Origin of the sequence: Bradyrhizobium sp., from assembly GCF_035273305.1 — a bacterium.
GTDB lineage: Bacteria > Pseudomonadota > Alphaproteobacteria > Rhizobiales > Xanthobacteraceae > Bradyrhizobium.
In genome coordinates this window covers 26,604-41,953 of the sequence record NZ_DATEPI010000342.1, presented here as the reverse complement: position 1 = coordinate 41,953, position 15,350 = coordinate 26,604, and the positions used below count along the sequence as shown (strand labels likewise).

Annotated in this window: 21 protein-coding genes and 1 tRNA gene; 13 read left to right on the top strand and 9 right to left on the bottom strand. The window is 60.4% G+C overall.

Going from position 1 to position 15,350, the window contains the following annotated elements; all coding sequences use genetic code 11:
* Both VJV58_RS22245 and VJV58_RS22240 read left to right on the top strand, forming a co-directional pair.
* Positions 1-897, top strand: an 897-nt coding sequence (locus VJV58_RS22245) for a serine hydrolase (protein WP_324139527.1), incomplete at its 5' end; no start/stop codon positions are given.
* Between the two features lie 138 nt (positions 898-1,035).
* On the top strand, positions 1,036-1,245 hold the full coding sequence (locus VJV58_RS22240) for a hypothetical protein (RefSeq protein WP_324139526.1): 210 nt from the start codon (positions 1,036-1,038) through the stop codon (positions 1,243-1,245).
* 42 nt (positions 1,246-1,287) lie between these two features.
* Here the strand turns inward: VJV58_RS22240 and VJV58_RS22235 are convergent, their stop codons facing one another.
* The 4 genes from VJV58_RS22235 to VJV58_RS22220 form a co-directional block, all read right to left on the bottom strand.
* Positions 1,288-2,106, bottom strand: coding sequence for an aldo/keto reductase (locus VJV58_RS22235; RefSeq protein ID WP_324139525.1), 819 nt, complete (start codon positions 2,104-2,106; stop codon positions 1,288-1,290).
* Positions 2,107-2,348: 242 nt separating this feature from the next.
* On the bottom strand, positions 2,349-2,816 hold the full coding sequence (locus tag VJV58_RS22230; protein WP_324139524.1) for a hypothetical protein: 468 nt from the start codon (positions 2,814-2,816) through the stop codon (positions 2,349-2,351).
* Between the two features lie 108 nt (positions 2,817-2,924).
* The gene (locus tag VJV58_RS22225) at positions 2,925-3,134 is read right to left on the bottom strand and encodes a PRC-barrel domain containing protein (RefSeq protein WP_324139523.1); all 210 of its coding nucleotides are present in this window, start codon (positions 3,132-3,134) and stop codon (positions 2,925-2,927) included.
* A gap of 235 nt (positions 3,135-3,369) precedes the next feature.
* Complete coding sequence (locus tag VJV58_RS22220) at positions 3,370-3,705, bottom strand: hypothetical protein (RefSeq protein ID WP_324139522.1); 336 nt, start codon at positions 3,703-3,705, stop codon at positions 3,370-3,372.
* Between the two features lie 152 nt (positions 3,706-3,857).
* Here VJV58_RS22220 and VJV58_RS22215 point away from each other — a divergent pair, with 152 nt between their 5' ends.
* A complete protein-coding gene (locus VJV58_RS22215; protein ID WP_324139521.1) occupies positions 3,858-4,076 on the top strand; it encodes a DUF3072 domain-containing protein in 219 nt (72 codons plus the stop codon).
* 11 nt (positions 4,077-4,087) lie between these two features.
* Here VJV58_RS22215 and ligD read toward each other — a convergent pair whose 3' ends face one another.
* Positions 4,088-5,896, bottom strand: a complete 1,809-nt coding sequence (gene ligD / locus VJV58_RS22210) for a DNA ligase D (protein ID WP_324139520.1) — start codon at positions 5,894-5,896, stop codon at positions 4,088-4,090.
* A gap of 119 nt (positions 5,897-6,015) precedes the next feature.
* On the bottom strand, positions 6,016-6,219 hold the full coding sequence (locus VJV58_RS22205; protein ID WP_324139519.1) for a hypothetical protein: 204 nt from the start codon (positions 6,217-6,219) through the stop codon (positions 6,016-6,018).
* A 167-nt stretch (positions 6,220-6,386) separates the two neighbouring features.
* On the opposite strand from VJV58_RS22205, the gene VJV58_RS22200 reads away from it, so the two are divergent.
* Positions 6,387-7,115, top strand: coding sequence for a DUF3750 domain-containing protein (locus VJV58_RS22200; protein WP_324139530.1), 729 nt, complete (start codon positions 6,387-6,389; stop codon positions 7,113-7,115).
* Between the two features lie 145 nt (positions 7,116-7,260).
* Here the strand turns inward: VJV58_RS22200 and VJV58_RS22195 are convergent, their stop codons facing one another.
* The gene (locus tag VJV58_RS22195) at positions 7,261-8,238 is read right to left on the bottom strand and encodes a tripartite tricarboxylate transporter substrate binding protein (RefSeq protein ID WP_324139518.1); all 978 of its coding nucleotides are present in this window, start codon (positions 8,236-8,238) and stop codon (positions 7,261-7,263) included.
* A 188-nt stretch (positions 8,239-8,426) separates the two neighbouring features.
* Here VJV58_RS22195 and VJV58_RS22190 point away from each other — a divergent pair, with 188 nt between their 5' ends.
* Positions 8,427-9,077, top strand: coding sequence for a dihydrofolate reductase family protein (locus VJV58_RS22190; RefSeq protein ID WP_324139517.1), 651 nt, complete (start codon positions 8,427-8,429; stop codon positions 9,075-9,077).
* Positions 9,078-9,112: 35 nt separating this feature from the next.
* Entirely contained in the window at positions 9,113-9,271 is a 159-nt protein-coding gene (locus VJV58_RS22185; RefSeq protein WP_324139516.1) for a hypothetical protein, read from the top strand.
* Between the two features lie 57 nt (positions 9,272-9,328).
* On the opposite strand, the gene VJV58_RS22180 is transcribed toward VJV58_RS22185, so the two are convergent.
* A tRNA-Pro gene (locus VJV58_RS22180) sits at positions 9,329-9,405 on the bottom strand.
* A gap of 67 nt (positions 9,406-9,472) precedes the next feature.
* Between VJV58_RS22180 and VJV58_RS22175 the strand changes: the two genes are divergently transcribed.
* Genes VJV58_RS22175 through VJV58_RS22160 form a run of 4 tightly spaced genes read left to right on the top strand, consistent with a single transcriptional unit; the run spans position 9,473 to position 12,954 of the window.
* Positions 9,473-10,456 (top strand): L-threonylcarbamoyladenylate synthase, encoded by a 984-nt coding sequence (locus VJV58_RS22175; RefSeq protein WP_324139515.1) that lies wholly within the window; start codon positions 9,473-9,475, stop codon positions 10,454-10,456.
* Between the two features lie 16 nt (positions 10,457-10,472).
* The gene (locus VJV58_RS22170) at positions 10,473-11,900 is read left to right on the top strand and encodes an FAD-binding oxidoreductase (protein ID WP_324139514.1); all 1,428 of its coding nucleotides are present in this window, start codon (positions 10,473-10,475) and stop codon (positions 11,898-11,900) included.
* Positions 11,897-12,352, top strand: coding sequence for a GNAT family acetyltransferase (locus tag VJV58_RS22165; RefSeq protein WP_324139513.1), 456 nt, complete (start codon positions 11,897-11,899; stop codon positions 12,350-12,352). Before VJV58_RS22170 ends, VJV58_RS22165 begins: the two co-directional genes overlap by 4 nt.
* A 20-nt stretch (positions 12,353-12,372) precedes the next feature.
* Positions 12,373-12,954, top strand: a complete 582-nt coding sequence (locus tag VJV58_RS22160; RefSeq protein WP_324139512.1) for an NUDIX domain-containing protein — start codon at positions 12,373-12,375, stop codon at positions 12,952-12,954.
* A gap of 65 nt (positions 12,955-13,019) precedes the next feature.
* On the opposite strand, the gene VJV58_RS22155 is transcribed toward VJV58_RS22160, so the two are convergent.
* A complete protein-coding gene (locus VJV58_RS22155) occupies positions 13,020-13,784 on the bottom strand; it encodes an SOS response-associated peptidase (protein WP_324139511.1) in 765 nt (254 codons plus the stop codon).
* Between the two features lie 62 nt (positions 13,785-13,846).
* On the opposite strand from VJV58_RS22155, the gene VJV58_RS22150 reads away from it, so the two are divergent.
* The 3 genes from VJV58_RS22150 to VJV58_RS22140 are packed head-to-tail and all read left to right on the top strand — an operon-like array spanning position 13,847 to position 15,234.
* Positions 13,847-14,353: a hypothetical protein gene (locus VJV58_RS22150; RefSeq protein WP_324139510.1), complete on the top strand. Its 507-nt coding sequence runs from the start codon at positions 13,847-13,849 to the stop codon at positions 14,351-14,353.
* Positions 14,353-14,805 carry an NUDIX hydrolase gene (locus tag VJV58_RS22145; RefSeq protein ID WP_324139509.1) on the top strand — a complete coding sequence of 151 codons (453 nt, stop codon included), beginning with the start codon at positions 14,353-14,355 and terminating at the stop codon, positions 14,803-14,805. The genes VJV58_RS22150 and VJV58_RS22145 overlap by 1 nt, the downstream gene beginning before the upstream one ends.
* Before the next feature lie 51 nt (positions 14,806-14,856).
* Positions 14,857-15,234: a TIGR02301 family protein gene (locus VJV58_RS22140; RefSeq protein WP_324139508.1), complete on the top strand. Its 378-nt coding sequence runs from the start codon at positions 14,857-14,859 to the stop codon at positions 15,232-15,234.
* Positions 15,235-15,350 lie beyond the last annotated feature (116 nt).

Below are 15,350 nucleotides of genomic sequence, written 5' to 3'. Positions count from 1 at the left end.
CCCAAATTTGCCAACATGCGCGTCGCCGCGCGCGAGGCCGGCGAACCCACCGCCGAAACGGTGCCGGCCAATCGTCAAATCACGATTCAGGATCTGATGCGCCACACGTCCGGCCTGATCTACGGCGGTCGCGGCACCAGCTTGGTGCACAAGATGTATCCGGCGGGAAGCGTCGATGCGGCCCGCGACTATGATGGCGCGGCTTTTCTGGACAAGCTGGCCTCGCTACCGCTTTTGCATCAGCCGGCAACCGTGTGGGATTACGGCTTCGGGCTCGACGTGCTCGGGCTGACGATCGAAAGCATCACCAAGCAGACGCTCGGACAATATCTGCAGGCCAACCTGTTTTCGCCGCTGGGCATGACCGATACCGGCTTCTCGATTTCCGCCGAAAAGGCCACCCGCTATGCCAAACCGTTGCCTGCCGATCCCGACACCGGCAAGCCGCAAGCGCGCAGTCCGGAGCTGACCCAGCCGATCAAATTCGAATGCGGCGGCGGCTGCGCGGCTTCTACGGCCTCGGACTATTTGCGCTTCGCGATGATGCTGATGAACCGTGGGAGCGCGGGCGAAGCCCGCCTGCTCGGCCCCAAGACTATCGACTACATGTTGTCGGACCAGCTCGGGTCGAACATCAAAAATCTCGTCGGCAATGCTGACCCGACCCGCGCCGATTACGGTTTTGGACTGGGACTTGCGGTACGCACCTCTCCGGGTGTGGTTCGCATGATGGGATCGGTCGGGCAATTCTCATGGCCGGGCGCGAGCGGCACCGATTGGTGGGTCGATCCGAAAGAGCAACTTGCCGTTGTGTATCTGTCGGCTGCGCCCGGCCCGATCCGCTGGCACTACCGGCAAAAAATCAACGCGCTGGTCTACCAGGCGATCGTCGACTAGTGCGCAAAGCTTTACGAAACGCTCGCATTAACCTTTGCGTCAGCCATTGCTGAACATCCGTTCAGAATTCTCTCCTGTTTTCGGGGGAACGTTCCCTAACCTGCGCTGTTTTATTTCCGTTCATATGAGGAGGACGAAATGAAGAAGCTTGGTTATGTCATTGCAGCGCTTGGTGCGATCGCCGTCGCCGCGCCGACCATTGCAAGTGCCGAAACGGTGGTGATCAAACATCGCGATCATCATTTCGGCCCGCGCGCCGAATTCCGCATGCATCGTGATCACGGCTGGCACGAAGGCTGGCGGCATCGCGCCGACAAGAAGGTGATTATCAAGAAGCGAGAATACTGAAGGCTGACACAGGAATGGCCCCGCAAGGGGCCATTTTCTTGTTCAGTCCCACGTCGGAGCAAAACCGGGATTCACGCATCGCTTGTCTTTCGGCAATGCGGCGATGGCTTGCCGGTCCTCGTCATCGAGTTTCAGTTTCAGAGCGTCTAGATTGGCCTTCTGACTCTCACGGCGGGATGCTTTCGGAATCGCTGCAACGCCATCCTGATCGAGCAGCCATTTCAGCGCTACCTGTGCGGCAGTGCCGCCGTGCTTGCGGCCGATCGCCGATAGCGTCTGGTCGGAAGCCGCCCGGCCTTGCGCCAGCGGACAATAAGCCACCAACGGGATCGAGCTCGCTGCGAGATAGTTGGTGAGCTTCGTCTGATCCAACATCACGTGATATTCGACCTGGTTGCACGCGATCGGCGCTTTGATCTCTTCAACCACGGTCTTCAACAGCGGGATGTTGAAATTGGCGACACCGATTGCTCGGGTGCGGCCCTCCGCCTTCAGCTTCATCAACGTTTCAAATATCGCGGGCAAATCCATATGCCTGGACGGCCAGTGCACGAGGTAAAGATCGACCTGATCGAGCCTGAGCTTTTTCAGGCTGCTGTCAAAGGCTCGCCGGATTGAATCTGGCGCGAGATTTTCGTGCCATACTTTTGTGGTGACGTGCAGATCCGCGCGCGCAATCCGAGCGGCGGAGATGGCGGCGCCGATCGCATCTTCGTTGCCGTACATTTCCGCGGTGTCAATATGCCGATACCCGAGAGCGAGCGCGGATTCGACCGCAGCGCGACAGGCGTCGCCCTGCATGCGAAACGTGCCGAGGCCGAGCCGCGGCAGGCTGATGTCCTGGGTTTGCAGATATTCCATGATCAGTCCTGAATTTGTAGCGATGCGTGTCGGCGACGCTGCGCGAAAATGATAATGGGTGAAACGGCGGGTGAGAAAGCGTGGCGCGGCTTGATAATCTGCCCGTGACGCGATGTCCAACTCGAGATCAAGCCGGATGAGATCGGTCAACCCCGTCAGAAACGGCAACGCTAGTGCAACGAAGGCAAACCGGTGAGTGTTGAGACACGATCAGCCGAACCGCAGCCTGCTCATATGCACTATCACTTCCAGTTGCAGATGCCGCCTGATCTGCACGGCCAGACTTGGATTCGCGTGTCCAATGCCTGGGCGTCGAGCGGATTGCGGTGTCGGCGCGCGAGCCTGATATGCGGCGCTGGATGCGCATGCGACGCCGGCTGAGGCTTCGTGCTTACCTGCGCGAGGCGCGCCTTGGGCTTTGCATGAAGTTTGGGCTGGCTGATGGCTATCCTGGACCGGGCGACATGAACTCGGGGGTGCCTGATGTGTTCCGCCTCGGCCTGCGGTCCTTCGCTGCCGTGATCTGTCTTGGCCTCGACCGGCACCGGCGCGAACGCGGCCGGCGGGCCGAGCGGCTTTGGCGAAAGCACGGCCTTTGAAAGGTCGAGCCCCAGAAATTGTTCGGGCCGGTATTCGTCCCCCAGCGACGCACCGCTCCAGGCCAACAGCATGGTGCAGGCGCCGGCGAGGCAGACACTTTTCAGAACCATCCGAAGCCTCCCCGAATAAACAAAGGAGCAGCAACGGGTTATTTAGGAACTGCCATCGCCCAAGTCCAGCCGATGTGGCCGGCAAGATTACTGGCCAATGCGCCAAAGCTAATTTTGCACAAACTTGATCGTCGATACCGGCCACTTTCCGTCATGACCTGCGATCGAGATTCGCAGACCGTGCAGTTCGTCGAGTGAGACCGCAACGACCGTTCCCGCTTTTCCGTCGGTGAGAACGACCGCTTTTCCGATCAGCTCGGCTTCCGCTTCCTCCAACGCATGCAGGATCAATGATGCGCGAAGGTTGACCGCCGGCATGAGAACTCCGTTGGATGATGGGCAATCCAGGTGCGCGTGGTCTGGGTACATGAGAAGGATCCTCCCTCTCTCAACTCTTCCTGGCAACTGTTCGGAATCTAATCGTGCGATGCGGCCATTCTCGGGAAAGCGCCGCCATAAAGCCGTCGAAATTTTTGCCGCGGGTTCCATTCGCACCAGTCCAGCCGTTCAGTCGACAATCCGGTGGAGTGAGCAGGCGACGCAGCACGCCGTGCTAGCCGCGGCCGGTTTCACTGGCCTCGGTGGAACGGCTCGACCAGGGCATAACGCGGTTGCGCAAACCTACATAGCCAGCCCACAGCCTTGCGAACCAGCCGAGTGTCATCAACCTTGGTCGGACGACCCTGAATAGCCGTTCCAAGATCAGGAGACTGACGGCATACGCCGCAACAATCATCCCCGTTCCAGTGAGCCAATGGCCCTTGCCTGCGACGAACAAGGATACGAATTTCAACGGCTCCACAACCGCCACCGGGATCGCGAGCAGCACCATCGATTGATAGGGACCCAATCGCTGGATTCGACGGCGCACACCAGCAACCAGCGTCATTTCTCGTCGTCGGCGTGGGCGTGGAATTAGCGGCATGATGTTTCTCGTCCGACGATGACGCGCAGGCCTAACAACCTGCCGGGTTCATTCGTTCCGCGTTTCGATGCGGAACACTGCAGCAAATGACGCGTTACGGCTTCGAGGAGCACGTTATGACTTCGAAAGCAACCACGGGTTCGAACACTCAAAAAGACCCGGACGAGTGGGTCTCCGGTGACGAGCCGATGACCGGAGCTCAAGCATCTTATCTCAAAACGCTTTGCGAGCAGGCCCATCGTCCCGAGGCTTTCGATGAGAACCTCACGAAAGCCGAGGCTTCAAAACTGATAGACGAGATGCGGAAAGAGGCGGGCGTGAGCGACCGCAGATAATCGCGCCCGGCTCATCGCCGAGGAGGTCGCCGCATGCTGTAGGCATCCGGCCCGATACCGCGCTCGATATCTTTCCAGGTCACCGGAGCTGCCACAGGAAACCCCTCGCGCGCACGGGGCGAGTAGGCGCCGACCGCTGTGGTGCCGCGGCCGTTGCGCATGTAATCGAGAAAAATTCGATTGTTGCGGCGCGCCGGCACAGCCGACAGCGTGTATGCGTCCGGTTTACCGGCTGCTAGCCGCTCGGCAAGCGATCTGCAGTAGAGCCGCGCCTTGTCGTGGCTCAGGCGTCGATGCAGAGGCACCATCAGATGCAGGCCCTTTCCGCCTGTCAGTTTGGGCCAGCTCTCATGGCCTTCATCGTCGAGCAGGCGCTTGAGATCGAACGCGGTCTCAACCACGAAATCCCAGGACGCTCCCGGACCGGGATCAAGATCAAACACCAGCTGGTCGGCATGCTCGATATCATCGACCGTTGCTGACCACGGATGCAGCTCGACAGCATCCATCGCCACAAGCCCGAGCAATCCTTCGATATCATCCACCCACACGCGCACGCCCTCGCCGCCCTCCCGCTTCCGGATGCGAAGTTGATGCACGCTATCGGGAATCGGGGGCAATCTGCCCTTGTGATAAAACGTCGTGCCATAGGTATGCCGCACCAATTTCAGCGGCCGGTTGCCGAGGAAGCGAAGCGCGCGCTTGCCCACCTTCTGCCAGTAGCGCGCCAATTCTTCCTTTGAAGGCGCAACGGCATCGGGCAGCAACTGCAAAATATTTTCTCGCGGCACGCCGACGCGAGCTTGCTTGCGGGTTGGTGCGGCAGGCTGGATCGGCGGCGAAGCCACTGTCCTCAGGTCGTCGCGGACCCCTTTGAACACCGCCGCGCGCAGCAGCCCATCATCCGTAAAGCCGCTGTACTCGATTTCAGCCTCTACCGCAGGTTCAACCCATGTCGCCTTTGGCTTGTTGACGGGCTGCGAAAGCGGCGACTTCCTGACGATCAACGGATCGAGCTGTTCTCGCAATTCGCGGGCCGTGCGCTCGGTATATCCGGTACGTGCCTTGCCCGCATATACCAGCTTGCCCTGCTTGTGCCGGCCAAGATAGAGCGAGGCGATGCGGCGTGGATGGGCGCCCAATTTCTCAACAAACGCAACAATCGGGAAGTTGTCGCTCTTGCTGCACTTCAGTTTGACCCAGTCATCGGAAGGTCCCGAACGGTAGAGCGAGTTGCGGCGCTTGCCGACGACGCCCTCCAGCCCCAGGCTGCAGGCGTGCTGAAACACGCGATCGCCGTCGGCTTCAAGGTATGGGACATAGATCAGCGGCTCAGGCCCGCCGGCGAGCACCTGCTTGAGCAACTCCTTACGATCCGCATAGGCGACACGTCGCAAATCGTAGCCATTGAGATACAAGAGATCGAAAGCGTGATAGCGCAGGCCGCCCAATCGTTTTCTGCCGAGCTCTCGGCGGAGCGCCTGAAAATCCGGGAGGCCGGTCGCGCCGTAGACGACGGCTTCGCCATCAAAAACCGCTTGCCGCACCTTCAGCTGTTCGGCTGCTTCAGCGATGAGACTGAACTGGTCGGTCCAATTTAATCCCGTCCGTGAATATGCTTTGACGGACCCTGCATCGATGTGGATCTGCGCGCGATACCCATCGGCCTTGATCTCGTAGAGCCAGTCGTCGCCCGCCGGCGCGCGTTGTCGCAAAATCGGATCACATGGCTTAATGAAATCCGGAAACTCTGCCTTGCGTGAGCCCCGTGCACCAGCCAAGGCCTTTTTCGAACGCGAACGCAAAGCAACTGCACACATGCAACCTCAATGAAATCCGAGCCCTCGCGGTTCCTCTTGATCCCTGTTGGTAAGCTTATAGCCGGCGGCCGCGCGGCGCGTTGTGACCCGGTACAAACGACGGATTGCTGCGGATAGATTTACGCGAGCGTCGTCGGCCTGGGCGGATGCGCCGTTCTTGGATGCAGGTCGTGCAGGAAAATCGCCATTCGGTTTCGCAATGCCGGATCGAGCGGAACTGCCGCCTCAAACAAACTCTCCTGCACGTCGCGGGGCAGATCGGGCCAAAGCTGAAGGGCTGCGCGACCCAGCAGCAGTTCCAGTTGGTTGGCGGCAGCGTTCATTTCTTAAACTTCCTTCTCGCGGTCACCTAGCCAAACTGCACATCGCTGGCGTTTGTTCCCGTCATGGCACGGTGAAGCGAGCGGCCCGGATGTTGTTCGCAAAACCGATCAGGCGAACTATATTGTTTCAACCCGCCATCCAACCTGCCTTTATCGTGAAAAGATATTTGCTGATTTTTCTGCTTTTGATCCTCGCGCCTGTGATCGTCTCTGCTGTCAATTATGTCCTCGGCGATCGCAGAGGCAACTGGCAAACCGCGGATCGTTCAAGCGCCGGGCTTCTGCCGTCCGCCTCCGAACATCCGGAAGCCATCGTGAGAGTTTTTGCAGCGCGCACGGTACGCTGGCGCGGAATTTTTGCGGTTCACACCTGGATCGTCGTCAAGGAACGGGATGCGTCACGCTACAGCCGCTATGACTACACGGCGTGGGGCGAACCGATACGCATTGATGGTTTTGCGGCTGATGGCCGATGGTTCGGAGCCATTCCCGAAACCATCGCAAGCGCCGACGGCGATGAGGCTGAAAGACTGATCCCGAAAATCCGCGCGGTCGTCGAAAATTACAAATTCCGCGCCTATGGCGATTACAGCCCATGGCCCGGTCCGAATTCCAATACCTTTGTCCAGGCCGTGCTTGATGCGGTGCCCGAGTTGAACGCGGTGCTTCCGCCGACCGCGATCGGCAAGGACTATCCGTACGCAGGCAAGTGGTACGGCCTCACGCCATCTCGTACAGGCATATTCGTTTCGCTTGGCGGTTATGTCGGCGTGATTGCAGGCTGGGTTGAGGGCATCGAGCTTAATATCCTCGGAGGCGTGCTCGGCCTCGACATCCGTCGTCCTGCGTTGAAACTTCCAGGCATGGGACGGCTCGGCATACCCTTTGCCGAGTGAGGCCGGCCGAAACCTTAGCCGTGCCGCAACGAATGCCAGCTCGTGCTAAGGCGTTTTCGAACGAAGGCGACGGCGGTTCGCGTGAGCAAAACGCGTCAAAAAATACGCTAGAGTCCGCCTCTGATTCAATCAGAACCGGTGGGCTCTAGTCCACCTTCACCCCTGCAAACCTGACCACCTTGCCCCATTTCTCGGTTTCATCGGCCAGCAGTTTTCCGAAATCGGCGGCCGATCCCGACAGAAGAAACGCCCCGAGCTCCGCGAACCGCTCCTTCGCCGCCGGTGCTGCCAGAACGGCGTTGGTCTCCTTGTTCAGTCTGTCGATGATATCGGCCGGTGTGTTCTTGGGTACACTGATCCCGTACCAGGCGCTCGCCTCATAGCCCGGCAGGAAATCCGCCACGGTAGGCAGGTCCGGCAACACCTCCGAGCGCGTCGTGCTGGTGACCGCGAGGCCGCGCAGCTTGCCTGATTTCACGTGCTCCGCGCAGGTCGGGATGTTGTCGAACATCACATGCACCTGCCCCGCAAGCAGGTCGGTGAGCGCGGGCGCGCCACCGCGGTACGGCACATGAACCATATTGGTGCCGGTGAGCATCTTGAATAGTTCGCCCGACATATGGATCGTCGATCCATTGCCGGAGGATGCCATGTTGAGCTTGCCTGGGTTGGCTTTGGCATAAGCGATCAATTCCGGAATCGATTTGACCGGAACTGACGGATGTACCACCACCACGTTGGGAAATCGGATCAGACCTGCCACCGGTTCGCTATCGCGCAGGAAATCGAAATTGAGCTTGTTATAAAGCGTGGCGTTGATCGCGTTTGCCGGCGCGGCAAGAAGTAACGTGTAACCATCCGGCGGCGAACGTAGCGCCGCCTCGGTAGCGATATTGGTGCCTCCGCCCGGCCGGTTCTCGATGACGAATGACTGCCCTAGCCTTTCGGACAGCCATTGCCCCATAAGACGCGCGGTGAGGTCCGCCGAGCCGCCGGGCGTATAGCCGACAATCACTCGAATAGGGTGCGCGGGATAAGCCTGAGCGCGTGTGAGTTTTGAAAATGCTGGCACACCAGCCGCGCCGGCGGCCAGCTGCAAAAAGCGACGACGGGCAAGTCTCATCATGTCTCCCCCACAAATGCTCAGCGGCAAGCGATCAACTTCCAAAACATACAGTTGCTCGGAACTCCGTCGCAACCAGTCGCACGATCTCAAGATCAAAATAGTCCCGTAATCTTTTACGCGCGATGTCGGCCGCAGGCTCCCTCACCCGTCTTTCAATCAACCCTCATTTGTGGAAGCGTGGCATCATGGGAATAATCAGGACTTCGGCCTTCTCGGTCTCGATCGACGGTTTTGCCGCCGGCCTTCATCAAACCGTCGACAATCCCTTCGGGGACCGCGGAATGGCGTTGCCGGAATGGATGCTCAAGACGCGGATGTTCCACACGATGACCGGTCGGGACGGCGGCAGCACCGGTGTCGACAACGGATTCGCCGAACGTTCGATGGAAAATATTGGCGCCTGGATCTTGGGGCGAAACATGTTCGGCCCGATCCGCGGTCCATGGCCGGATGACTTGTGGAAGGGCTGGTGGGGCCCCAATCCGCCCTATCACACGCCGGTGTACGTGCTCACCCATTACGCGCGGGCGTCGATCGAGATGGAAGGCGGCACCGTCTTCCATTTCGTGACCGACGGGATCGAAGCCGCGCTGAAGCAGGCGCGCGCGGCTGCGAAGGACCGGGATATCAGGATCGGCGGCGGCGCCTCGGTGGTGCGCCAGTTCCTGCAAGCGGGGCTGCTCGATGAGATGCATCTGGCGTTGCCGGCGGTGCTGCTCGGCGCGGGCGAAAGCCTGTTTGCAGGATTAGATTTACCTGCGCTCGGCTACGCGCCGGTTGATCGCGTCACGGGCGAGAATGCGACCCACGTCAAGATCGGACGGAAGTCGGCTTAGGCGCGCGCAACGCGCGCAGCATAGTGATTGCCGTCATGGCGCAGATCGTCATCGCTTCCCTGCTTTACTACCGGCACGACCATTCGTTCATGCGCGACAGCTTGCCCGGAGACATCAGGGCGAGCGGTTTCCATGTGAAGGCGACATGCCGAAAGGAACGTAACGCGGGACGTCCCGCACGATCGGCAACGTAGTGCCGGCCTTATTGCAGGACGCAAGAAATGGCGGTAGAGCTAAGTAATTGATTTTCTTGGTCGGAGTGGCAGGATTCGAACCTGCGACCCCTGCGTCCCGAACGCAGTGCTCTACCGGGCTGAGCCACACTCCGACAAGAACGCGGCTTATAGCCTTGGGTGTCGCACACCGCAAGAAGCCGAATTGAGGACATAACCCCCGTGAATGTGGGCCTGAAAACGCCAATTCTGCCCGCCGACCAGGCCGCCGTGACCGCGGCGGCTCGCTGCCTCGCGGCGGGTGGACTGGTCGCCTTCCCGACGGAGACGGTTTACGGCCTCGGCGCCGACGCCACCAGTGCCGCGGCGATCGCCCGGCTTTATCAGGCCAAGGGCCGGCCCTCGTTCAATCCGCTGATCGCTCATATCCGGGATGGTGACGGTGCCGCGCAGATCGCCCGCTTCGATGCGGCCGCGATGGCGCTTGCGGAAGCGTTCTGGCCGGGGCCGCTGACGCTGGTGTTGCCGAAGAGCGAAAATTGCACCATCGCGGATCTCGCAACCGCGGGACTTGAGACCGTGGCGATCCGCGTGCCCGCGCATCCGGTGGCGCGCGAGATCCTCCGCGCATTTGGCGGCCCGGTGGTTGCGCCATCGGCAAATCTGTCGGGGCATGTTTCGCCAACCACAGCCGCTCACGTGCAAAGCGATCTGGCCGACCGCATCGACCTGATCGTCGATGGCGGCCCGGTGGAAGTCGGCGTCGAATCCACCATCATCGCCTGCTTCGAGCAGCCGATGCTGCTGCGGCCCGGCGGCGTGCCGCGCGCCGAGATCGAGCGCGTGCTCGGCCGAGCACTGGCGCAAGCTCCCCATACCAACCGTAGCCAGCCGCTGGCGCCGGGGATGCTGGCCTCGCATTACGCGCCGCGCACGAAAGTGCGGCTGGATGCTGAAAGCGTCGAGAACGGCGAGGCGCTGCTGGCATTTGGGTCAGGTGCAATACCGGGAGCTAATGCAGCGAACGTGGTGATGAATTTATCAATGCGTGGCGATCTCAATGAAGCTGCCGCAAATCTTTTCGGCCATCTTCGCGCGCTCGACGCCAACGGCGCACGGGCGATCGCTGTGATGCCGGTGCCGCATCATGGGCTTGGCGAGGCGATCAATGATCGGCTGCGCCGCGCCTCGGTCGAGCGGAAGTGAAAGTACGGCCGTCAAAATGAACGTTGTCCAGCCAGCAACCCAGCCGCTCTCGGCCGAACTGATCGGGCGTTTCCGAAAGATCGTCGGCGACAAATACGCGGTGACGGATACGGCCGAAATCGCGCCGTATGTTACCGAAGAGCGTGACCTGTTTCATGGAAAATCGCCACTGGTGCTGCGTCCGGGCTCAACCGAAGAAGTTTCGGCGATCTGCAAGCTTGCCAGCGAACACCGTGTGGCGCTGGTGCCACAGGGCGGCAATACCGGCCTTGTCGGCGGGCAGACCCCGCACAATGGCGAGGTGGTGGTCTCGCTGCGCCGGCTGGATCAAATACGCGACATCGATACCGCCTCCAATACCATGACCTGCGAAGCAGGCGTGGTGCTGCAGGTCGCACAGCAGCGCGCTTCCGAAGTCGATCGCCTGTTTCCGCTGTCGCTCGGTGCGGAGGGAAGCTGCACCATTGGCGGCAATCTCTCCACCAATGCCGGCGGCACCACGGCGCTGGCCTATGGAGTGGCCCGCGAGATGGCGCTCGGGCTTCAAGTGGTGCTTGCCGACGGGCGCATCCTGAACGGCCTGTCGAAACTGAAAAAGGACAATACCGGCTACGATCTGCGTAACCTCTTCATCGGCGCCGAGGGCACACTGGGCATTATCACCGCGGCGACATTGAAATTGTTTCCGAAGCCGCACGCCATTGAAACCGCGTTTGTCGGCCTCAAATCGCCGGCGGCCGCGCTCCGGCTGCTCTCGATTTCGCAGAACGAGGCCGCGGGCACGTTGACGAGTTTTGAGCTCCTGTCTGACCTAGCGGTGCATTTCAGCGTTCGCCATGGCATCGACATCCGCGATCCGCTCTCGGGCAGCTATCCCTGGTACGTGCTGATGGAGTTGTCGTCACCGCGCGACGACGCCCGCGCCGCGCTGGAGTCTATTCTGGCGCAGGGTCTCGAGAATGGTGTCGTGGAAGATGCCGTGATCGCCGCGAATTTGAGCCAGCGCAGCGCGTTCTGGAAACTGCGTGACGAGATGTCAGCGGCGCAGAAGCCGGAAGGCGGCTCGATCAAGCACGACATCTCCGTGCCCGTGGTCGCGGTGCCTGATTTCATCGAACAGGCCAATGCCGCCGTGATGAAACTCATTCCCGGTGCGCGACCGGTGCCGTTCGGCCATCTCGGTGACGGCAACATCCACTACAATGTCAGCCAGCCGGTCGGCGGCGAGGCCGCCGACTTCCTTGCGCGCTGGAATGAGGTCAACGCGGTGGTGTTCGATATCGTGCTGCGGATGGGCGGGTCCATTTCCGCCGAACATGGCATCGGCGTGCTGAAGCGTGATGAGCTGCCTCACGTCAAAGATAAAGTGGCGATTGAATTGATGCGCGGAATCAAGGCGATGCTCGATCCGCTTGGGATCATGAATCCGGGCAAGGTGCTGTGAGTATTCCTGCGGAAGCTCAAGCTTTGATCGTCACAAGCATTGAAGACGGCGATATCCCCGAAGTCGTTGGGCTGTGGCAACGTTGCGGTTCGACACGCCCCTGGAATGATCCTGCCGCAGACATCGCATTGGCGCGCCGCGAAGCAAACTCGACGGTGCTGCTGGGCCGCCATAAGGGCTCACTGGTCGCATCGGTGCTGGTCGGCCATGACGGCCATCGCGGCTGGGTCTACTACGTCACAGTCGATCCAAATCACCGCTTCAACGGCTTGGGCCGCGCAATTATGAGCGCCGCAGAAGAGTGGCTGCGCATGCGCGGCATAGAGAAGTTACAGCTCATGGTTCGCCCAGATAACGATAAGGTGCGCGCCTTCTACCAATCGCTCGGCTTTTTTGAGCAGGAACGTGTGGTATTCGCTAAATGGCTCGATGGGCGCGACCCAACACCGTAGTTGCAGATCACAGAGGTGACATGAGCGTTTCGCACCGCATCCGTATCAAGAACGTCCGCCTGCTCTCCGATGACCACTACATTTTGAAAGCCACCACCTTCGCCTGGCAGCGTTCCAACGGCGAGTGGCAGGAGCTGGAGCGCGAGACCTACGACCGCGGTAATGCAGCGACGTTGCTGCCTTACAACCTGGCGCGCCGGACTGTGGTGCTGGTCCGGCAGTTCCGCTACGCGACTTATGTCAACGGCTACGATGGTCTTCTGATCGAGGCGCCGGCCGGTGTACTGGACGAGAAGACTCCGGAGCAGCGCATTCGGGCAGAGGCGGAAGAGGAAACCGGCTATCGGCTTGGCGAGATCAAGAAAGTGTTTGAGGCGTATATGAGCCCGGGGTCGGTCACGGAGAAGCTTCACTTCTTTGTCGCCGAGTACCAACCGGAGATGAGAGTTGGTGACGGCGGCGGGATCGCCTCCGAGGGCGAGGATATCGAGGTGTTTGAATTGTCGTTCGATGAGGCGATGACCATGATCGGTGACGGCCGCATCGCGGATGCGAAGACCATTCTGCTGCTGCAATATGCGGCGATAAACATTTTTCGGTGATCGGGATACGCGCCGCCCTTAAGGCTTGATTTTCTCGTATAGGAAGTGCGCCGCTGCGCGTGCGGTCAGAACAAGCTTCCCTGCCCGTCCTCGGATGCGACCGGCGCCACCTTGCGCGCAGCCACCTTCTTGACCGGCGTCGACTGCTCGCGTTCGCGCTCCTCGTCGGTCATGGGCAGGATCAGCCGGGCGTCGTCATTGGCGACGTGGTTGACCCGTGTCGAGATCTCGTGCCACGCGAATTCGCCTTGGCGCGGCGGCTTCAGCAGCGCCATCGCCTCCTCGACATCGTGCGCGCTGCAATCCAGCCAGCGTTCGAAATCAGCAGGCGCAATCGTCACGGGAACGCGGGGATGGAGGGATGAAAGATCGTTGCTGGCGGCTGTGGTGACGATTGCTACCGTGTCCAGCTCTTCGCCGTTGGGGCCGATCCAGGTTTCGGCCAGTCCCGCCAGACCGAGCGGCAACCCGTCGCGACGATGGATGAAATAAGGCCTTTTCCGGCTTCCGGCGGTTTGCCACTCGTAATAGCCATCCGCCGGTATCAGACAGCGGCGCCGCTTCATCGCATTCTTGAAAGCAGGTTTTTCATCAACGGTTTCGGCGCGCGCGTTTATCAATAGGGCGAAGTCCCTCGAGTCCTTGACCCAGCCTGGCACCAGCCCCCAACGCATCAGCCGGAAGTGCCTGCCGCCGTTCTCGAGAATGACAACCGGGATCGGCTGCGTCGGCGCGACATTGTGCCTGGGCGGGAAATTAGGCTGCTCGGCATAGCCGAACATCTGCCGCAAGGCCGCCGGTGGCGAGGTTATGACGAAGCGTCCGCACATTGTATTGTCCAGATAGGGATCTGTTCAGTACCTTTTAACCCCGACCATCAAGACTGCGGAAGATGAAATCAGGAAACGCAAAATCCACGCCAACCAATCGTAGGACGCGCAAGGAGCAGCCTGATCCGGCCCAAGCTGCCCGGCTGCGTGCCGCGAATATCAATCCGCGCACCGGGTTGGCCACTGACTATCTGAATCATTTCAACGAAGCCATTATGCTGCTCGAAATGGTTCCTTCAATGCCTGAATGCGCCAAGGATTTCATGAGCTGGCGACCTCTGACGTATAGCGAGCATTTCATGGCCTCCCATTTCAAGCGGCGCGATCTCGCAATCGAGGCTTACAATTCGGCCGACGTCATCATCCGAGCCGAGTTCGACAACATAACCTCGGCGATGACCTCGATCCTGATGGCCGTCGGCGCGGCAATGCGTCAAGCCACCAAGCACAAGACCCGGGCCATTCTGGCCGAACAGGCCACCGGCTGGGTCAAGCCGCTGGTTGCATTGGCGGGCGGCATCATCAATGGCGGCTCCGAGGCAGACGTCGATTACATCATGACGCATTGATGCCAGCATCATCAGCGCTTCAACCATCTCACCCTCAGCTGGCCGTCAGTGCGGCGATCTTTCGCGGCGACAAGGTCCTGCTAGTGCGCCGTGCACGCGCGCCGGCCAAAGGGTACTATTCCTTTCCGGGTGGCCGGGTGGAATTCGGCGAAACCTTGCACGCGGCCCTGCATCGCGAGATCCGCGAGGAAACCGCATTGACGGTCGAGATCATCGGGCTTGCCGGATGGCGTGAGGTCGTGCCGGAAAGTTCGGGGCTTGGCCATTACCTCATTATGTCCTTCGCGGCGCGCTGGACCGCGGGCGAGCCGGTCCTCAATGATGAGCTGGACGATGCACGCTGGCTCCGCCCGGGCGCGCTGGGCGACCTCAAAGTGACCAGCGGCCTGCCGGAGGTCATTCAGGCGGCCTGTCAGCTGGTCTGCGCCTGCGAGGCTGGTTCGTCGGCGTGACTGGGCGTCGCCTTGCCACCGGCGCATTGAAAAGGCATATCACGGGCATCCATGTCCAAGCGCATTCTCGCCGCACTCATTCTCATCTCGGCATGCATCGGTGGCCCTGCGCGGGCCCAGGATGCGGCGGCGCCGTTCGATGGTGACTTGCAGCGGCTGGCCGAGATCCTCGGCACACTGCACTACCTCAGGGGCATTTGCGGCAGCAATGAAGGCCCGAAATGGCGCAACCAGATGCAGGCGCTGATCGATGCGGAGACTCCGTCCGGCGAGCGGCGCGCTCGCATGATTGCGGGTTTCAACCGCGGCTATAATGGATTTCAGCAGACCTATCGTAGCTGCACGCCTGCGGCTTCGGTTGCGATCCGTCGCTACATCGAGGAAGGCTCAAGAATTTCGCGAGATCTCACCGCCCGCTATGCCAACTAAGGCGTTGCGCGGCGTGTTCCAGAAACACTCGTTCCGAACCACGACCGTTAACCTTTCTTAAAGAACTGGCTAGGCGTCCCGCCGGCGCATGCTAAACGTCACGCATTCGAGCGATC

Excerpts from the sequence above, each read along its gene's own strand:
- VJV58_RS22240 (WP_324139526.1), top strand. The coding sequence starts at position 1,036 with ATGAAGAAGCTTGGTTATGTCATTGCAGCGCTTGGTGCGATCGCCGTC.
- VJV58_RS22235 (WP_324139525.1), bottom strand. The coding sequence starts at position 2,106 with ATGGAATATCTGCAAACCCAGGACATCAGCCTGCCGCGGCTCGGCCTC.
- VJV58_RS22230 (WP_324139524.1), bottom strand. The coding sequence starts at position 2,816 with ATGGTTCTGAAAAGTGTCTGCCTCGCCGGCGCCTGCACCATGCTGTTG.
- VJV58_RS22225 (WP_324139523.1), bottom strand. The coding sequence starts at position 3,134 with ATGCCGGCGGTCAACCTTCGCGCATCATTGATCCTGCATGCGTTGGAG.
- VJV58_RS22220 (WP_324139522.1), bottom strand. The coding sequence starts at position 3,705 with ATGACGCTGGTTGCTGGTGTGCGCCGTCGAATCCAGCGATTGGGTCCC.
- VJV58_RS22215 (WP_324139521.1), top strand. The coding sequence starts at position 3,858 with ATGACTTCGAAAGCAACCACGGGTTCGAACACTCAAAAAGACCCGGAC.
- ligD (WP_324139520.1), bottom strand. The coding sequence starts at position 5,896 with ATGTGTGCAGTTGCTTTGCGTTCGCGTTCGAAAAAGGCCTTGGCTGGT.
- VJV58_RS22205 (WP_324139519.1), bottom strand. The coding sequence starts at position 6,219 with ATGAACGCTGCCGCCAACCAACTGGAACTGCTGCTGGGTCGCGCAGCC.
- VJV58_RS22195 (WP_324139518.1), bottom strand. The coding sequence starts at position 8,238 with ATGAGACTTGCCCGTCGTCGCTTTTTGCAGCTGGCCGCCGGCGCGGCT.
- VJV58_RS22190 (WP_324139517.1), top strand. The coding sequence starts at position 8,427 with ATGGGAATAATCAGGACTTCGGCCTTCTCGGTCTCGATCGACGGTTTT.
- VJV58_RS22185 (WP_324139516.1), top strand. The coding sequence starts at position 9,113 with ATGGCGCAGATCGTCATCGCTTCCCTGCTTTACTACCGGCACGACCAT.
- VJV58_RS22170 (WP_324139514.1), top strand. The coding sequence starts at position 10,473 with ATGAACGTTGTCCAGCCAGCAACCCAGCCGCTCTCGGCCGAACTGATC.
- VJV58_RS22160 (WP_324139512.1), top strand. The coding sequence starts at position 12,373 with ATGAGCGTTTCGCACCGCATCCGTATCAAGAACGTCCGCCTGCTCTCC.
- VJV58_RS22155 (WP_324139511.1), bottom strand. The coding sequence starts at position 13,784 with ATGTGCGGACGCTTCGTCATAACCTCGCCACCGGCGGCCTTGCGGCAG.
- VJV58_RS22150 (WP_324139510.1), top strand. The coding sequence starts at position 13,847 with ATGAAATCAGGAAACGCAAAATCCACGCCAACCAATCGTAGGACGCGC.
- VJV58_RS22145 (WP_324139509.1), top strand. The coding sequence starts at position 14,353 with ATGCCAGCATCATCAGCGCTTCAACCATCTCACCCTCAGCTGGCCGTC.
- VJV58_RS22140 (WP_324139508.1), top strand. The coding sequence starts at position 14,857 with ATGTCCAAGCGCATTCTCGCCGCACTCATTCTCATCTCGGCATGCATC.